The organism is Curtobacterium sp. B18 (assembly GCF_000333375.1).
Classification (GTDB): domain Bacteria; phylum Actinomycetota; class Actinomycetes; order Actinomycetales; family Microbacteriaceae; genus Curtobacterium.
Genome location: NZ_BACZ01000482.1, coordinates 1 through 4,902 on the forward strand (window position 1 = coordinate 1; position 4,902 = coordinate 4,902).

Here is a 4,902-nt window from a genome sequence, read left to right on the forward strand (position 1 = left end):
TGCCAGAGTGCCAGGGCGATGGTCGGCGCGAGCGACGCGCCGAGGATCGACGCGACATTGTAGGCGATCGCCGAGCCGGTGTACCGGACGTTCGTCGGGAAGAGCTCCGGCAGCAGGGCGCCCATCGGACCGAACGTCAGGCCCATCAGCGACAGCCCGACGATGAGGAACGTCACCACCGTGATCGGACCGGTGGACGCGGCGAACCAGAGCTGGAACGTCAGGCCGAACAGCGCGATGCCGATCGTCGTCGGGATGAGGGTGCGGCGACGGCCGAACCGGTCGGCGAGGAAGCCGGCGACCGGCGTGAAGATGCCGAAGAACACCACGCCGATCATGAGCAGGGTGAGGAACTCGCCGCGGGAGTAGCCCAGGCCGATCTTCGGGACGAGCGGCCCGGCCTCGGCGCCCGTGGTGCCGTAGGACAGGGTGAAGGTCGTCATGAAGTAGAAGAGGACGTAGGTCGCGACCATGCCGAAGGTGCCGATGATGACCGCGCGCCACGAGGTGCGGAAGACCCGGCCGAGCGGGATCTTCGCGACCGAACCGGACTCCTGGACGCCCCGGAACACCGTCGACTCGACGAGCTTGAACCGCACGTAGAGGCCCACGATGACGAGGACGGCGGAGAGCAGGAACGGGATCCGCCAGCCCCAGGCCTGGAACTCCGGGTTCGGGGTGCCGTCCGCGCCGGCCGGCATCGCCGCGTTGATCGCGATGAACAGGCCGTTGGCGAGCAGGAAGCCGATCGGCGCGCCGAGCTGCGGCATCGAGCCGAACACGCCGCGCTTGCCCTTCGGGGCGTTCTCGGTCGCGAGCAGTGCCGCGCCCGACCACTCGCCACCGAGGCCGACGCCCTGGGCGAAGCGCATCACGGCGAGCAGGACCGGTGCCCAGATGCCGATCGAGGCGAACGTCGGCAGGCAGCCGATCAGGAAGGTGGCGGTGCCCATCACCAGCAGGGAGGCCACGAGGGTCGCCTTGCGGCCGACGCGGTCACCGAAGTGGCCGAAGATGATCGAGCCGATCGGACGGGCGAAGAACGCGAGGGCGAACGTCACGAACGAGGACAGCTGCGAGGCCGTCGGGTCCTCGTTCGGGAAGAAGAGGGTCGGGAAGACGAGGACCGCGGCGGTGGCGTAGACGTAGAAGTCGTAGAACTCGATGGACGTGCCGACGAGGCTGGCGATCACGACGCGGGAGCGCGGGTTGCCTGCGGTCTTCGGGGCTGCGGGTGCCGGTGCGGCGGACATGGGGTGAGTGGACTCCGAGGATGACGCTCGTGAGGAGCGCAGCGGTGTTCCGGACGGCGGACACCGGTCGGTTCGCGCAGGGTGGCGCGGACACCGATCGGGTGCGTTCGGTTCGAGGTGGTGGGACCGCTTGTGACGGAAGCCCCCATCGTACGACAGATGTCGTGCACCTGCGAATCCACCCAGGAGCGCCCGAGTGCGGGCCGGACGCGCCTCAGGCGAGCGGGCTGCCCGCTTCGAGGTGCGCGGGGAGCTGGTGTCCCATGCGGTCGCGCTTCGTGTCGAGGTAGCCGGCGTTCTGCGCCGAGATGCCCACCACGAGCGGCACGAGTCCTTCCACGGTGATCCCGTGCTCCTCGAGCTGGCGACGCTTCTCGGGGTTGTTCGACAGGAGCCGGACACTCGTGATGCCGAGGTCGGCGAGGATGCCGGCGGCACCGCCGTACGCCCGGGAGTCGGCGGGGAGGCCGAGCGCGAGGTTGGCGTCGAGCGTGTCGAGGCCGTCCTCCTGCAGGCGGTAGGCCTTGAGCTTGTTGATGAGCCCGATGCCGCGCCCCTCCTGCCCGCGCAGGTAGATCACGACGCCACCCTCGGCGGCGATCGTGTCGAGCGCGGCGTCGAGCTGCGGGCCGCACTCGCACTTGAGCGAACCGAACGCCTCGCCCGTCAGGCACTCGGAGTGCACGCGCACGAGCGCGCCGTCGACCGGCTTCGCGCCTGCGGGGTCGGTGGCGATGATGGCGACGTGTTCCGCACTGGTCACGAGATCGCGGTAGGCGCGCATCTCGAACGTCCCGTGCGTCGTGGGCACGTTCGTCGAGACCTCGTACTGGACCGGGCTCCCGGGGGTGGGGGAGGTGAGTGCATCGGTCATGGGGTGCTCCGGTCGTTCTGGGGCCCCGCGATCCCGGGCTCGGCCGTCGCCGGGCGGGATGCGCGGTGGGGTCGGGCTCGGACCAGCAGGTCGGGGCCGAGGCTGGTGGTCGATAGTACGTCCAACCTGCGACGCTCGCCGATGCTTCCCACACCGACGTCGTCGAGGGCGACACGCGGGCCGCCGAGCAGCACGGGCGCGAGGTAGACGAGGTACTCGTCGACGAGGCCCGCCGCGATGAGTGCCGACGCGACGGTCGGACCGCCCTCGACGAACACCGAGTGGACCCCGTGCGCGCGGAGGGCGCCGAGCGAGGCGGCGAGGTCGTGGCCGGGCATCGTCACGAGTGCCCGCGGGTGGCGGCGGACGGCGGCATCCGGGGGGACCGGGCGGTCGCCGAACACGACCGGGACCGGCTGGTCGGCGAGCAGTTCGCCCGCGTCGCCCCGGGCGGTCAGGCTCGGGTCGTCGGCGAGGACGGTGCCGGTGCCGACGAGGATCGCGTCGTGCGCTGCCCGCTGCTCGTGGACGTGCTGGCGTGCGGCGGCCCCGGTGATCCAGCGGCTCGTGCCGTCGGCCGCGGCGGCCCGACCGTCGAGGCTCGACGCCCACTTGACGGTCACCCACGGGCGGCCGAGACGCACCGACAGGAGCCAGCGTTCGAGGAACTCCTCGACCTCGGCCGCGAGGACACCGGACAGGACGTCGACGCCGCCGGCTCGGAGGCGGTCGGCGCCGCCGCGCGCTGCCGGACCGGGGTCGTCGACGGCGTACACGACACGGCCGATACCGGCCTCGAGCAGCGCGACGGCGCAGGGCCCGGTGCGACCGGTGTGGTTGCAGGGTTCGAGGGTCACGACGGCGGTCGCGCCGACGAGGTGTGCCGGGTCGACCCTGGACAGTGCGTCCACCTCGGCGTGCGGGGTGCCGGCGCCCTTGTGCCACCCCTCGGCGAGGACGTCGCCCGCGGGCGAGAGGATGACGGCGCCGACGCGGACGTGGTCGCCGACCGCGGGGCCGAGTGCCGCGAGCTCGAGGGCTCGGCGCATGGCACGCACCTCGGCCGGGGACGCCGAGGAGTGCGCCGGCGGGGATGCCGACGGGTCCGGCGGAGCGGGTGTCGCGGTCACGTTCCGAGACTAGCGGCGATCGGTCGGTGACGCGTCATCACGCTGTCCCCCGTCCGGGTCGATGGGCCAGGGGAGGTCGGACGCCGGCGTCCCGTCGGCGCGGCGCAGCCCCTTCCACGCCGCGGTCGGCGCGCCCTGGCGTCCGGGCACGAGCGCGTCGCCGGTGCCCGTGTACGAGAACCCCGCGGCGCGGGCGACGGCAGCCGAGGCGGTGTTGCCGACGTAGCACTCCCAGTAGACGTCCGGGGCGCCCTCGGCGAAGGCCCAGTCGACCACGAGGCCGACCGCGTCGTGCATGAGTCCGGTGCCGCGGGCCGACGGTGCGAGCCAGAAGCCGAGGTCGCGTCGGGCGGTGCGGTACCCGATGATCCCCTCGAGCCAGGTGGACCCGGTCCGGCGGATCGCCCACGTGTACTCGCGGTCGGACGCCCACCCCGGGCCGACGAGCGCGTCGACGAAGGTGGCGGCGTCCCGGGCGGTGTACGGCGTCGGGATCGTGGTCCAGCGCACGATGTCCGGGTCCTGGCAGGCCTCGGTGATCGCCGCGGCGTCCGCCCGGGTGGGCACGTCGAGGTGCACCCGGGCGGACGACAGCGTGACGGGGCGCACGGTCAGCGCCGGGTGCGGGGCACGAAGCCGATGCGCTCGTAGACCCGCGCGAGGGTCTCGGACGCGATCGACTCAGCGCGGTCCGCCCCGATCGCGAGCAGTCGGTCGAGTTCGGCCGGGTCGTCGAGCAGCTCGAGCGTGCGGGCGCGCACCGGTTCGAGCTCGGCGACGACGGCGTCGGCGACCTCGCCCTTGAGGTCGCCGTAGCCCTTGCCCTGGAACGACGTCTCGAGGTCGGCGACCGCGGTGCCGGTGAACGCCGACAGGATCGACAGCAGGTTCGTGACACCGGGCTTCGCCTGCCGGTCGGCCCGGATCTCGCGCTCGGTGTCGGTGACCGCCGAGCGGATCTTCTTCGCGGTGCGCTTCGGGTCGTCGAGCAGTCGGATGAGGCCGTTGTCGGACGCGGCCGACTTGCTCATCTTGCTCGTCGGGTCCTGCAGGTCGTAGATCCGCGCCGTGTCGGTGAGGATCCGGGCCTCCGGCACGACGAACGTGTCGCCGAACCGCGAGTTGAAGCGCCCCGCGAGGTCACGCGTGAGCTCGACGTGCTGTCGCTGGTCGTCGCCGACCGGCACGACCTTCGTGTCGTAGAGCAGGATGTCCGCCGCCATCAGGATCGGGTACGTGAAGAGGCCGACCGACGCGGCCTCGGCACCCTGCCGGGCGGACTTGTCCTTGAACTGGGTCATCCGGCTCGCCTCACCGAAGCCGGTCAGGGTGTTCAGGACCCAGGCGAGCTCGGCGTGCGCCGGCACGTGCGACTGCACGAAGAGCGTCGCCTTGGTCGGGTCGATGCCCGAGGCGATGTACTGCGCGGCCGTCGCCCGCGTGTTCGCGCGGAGCTCGGCCGGGTCCTGCGGCGAGGTGATGGCGTGCATGTCGACGACGCAGTAGATCGCGTCGTGGTCGTCGAGCAGCGTCCGCCGCAGGGAGTCCTCGGCGCTCGTCGTCAGCGGCTTCTCGCACAGGACGGCGAGGCCCCGCTCGACGGCGGGCACGAGGACGGGTTCGTGCAGGAACCCCGGGGTCGCGA

At 72.2% G+C, this 4,902-nt stretch carries 4 protein-coding genes and 1 pseudogene; all 5 read right to left on the bottom strand.

Annotated elements, in window-relative coordinates; translation table 11 throughout:
* Positions 1-1,253 (bottom strand): MFS transporter (locus I5E_RS12835; protein WP_022907340.1); only part of this gene is annotated, 1,253 nt, incomplete at its 3' end.
* 214 nt (positions 1,254-1,467) lie between these two features.
* A pseudogene (gene ribA / locus I5E_RS12840) lies at positions 1,468-2,112 on the bottom strand (GTP cyclohydrolase II); the annotation flags it as partial.
* Positions 2,113-2,123: 11 nt separating this feature from the next.
* The gene (ribD, locus tag I5E_RS12845) at positions 2,124-3,176 is read right to left on the bottom strand and encodes a bifunctional diaminohydroxyphosphoribosylaminopyrimidine deaminase/5-amino-6-(5-phosphoribosylamino)uracil reductase RibD (protein ID WP_022907342.1); all 1,053 of its coding nucleotides are present in this window, start codon (positions 3,174-3,176) and stop codon (positions 2,124-2,126) included.
* A 90-nt stretch (positions 3,177-3,266) separates the two neighbouring features.
* On the bottom strand, positions 3,267-3,866 hold the full coding sequence (locus I5E_RS12850) for a GNAT family N-acetyltransferase (protein ID WP_022907344.1): 600 nt from the start codon (positions 3,864-3,866) through the stop codon (positions 3,267-3,269).
* Positions 3,867-3,868: 2 nt separating this feature from the next.
* The gene (trpS, locus tag I5E_RS12855; RefSeq protein WP_042723854.1) at positions 3,869-4,822 is read right to left on the bottom strand and encodes a tryptophan--tRNA ligase; all 954 of its coding nucleotides are present in this window, start codon (positions 4,820-4,822) and stop codon (positions 3,869-3,871) included.
* Positions 4,823-4,902 lie beyond the last annotated feature (80 nt).

Coding starts and splice junctions, on each gene's coding strand:
- ribD (WP_022907342.1), bottom strand. CDS start 3,176: ATGCGCCGAGCCCTCGAGCTCGCGGCACTCGGCCCCGCGGTCGGCGAC.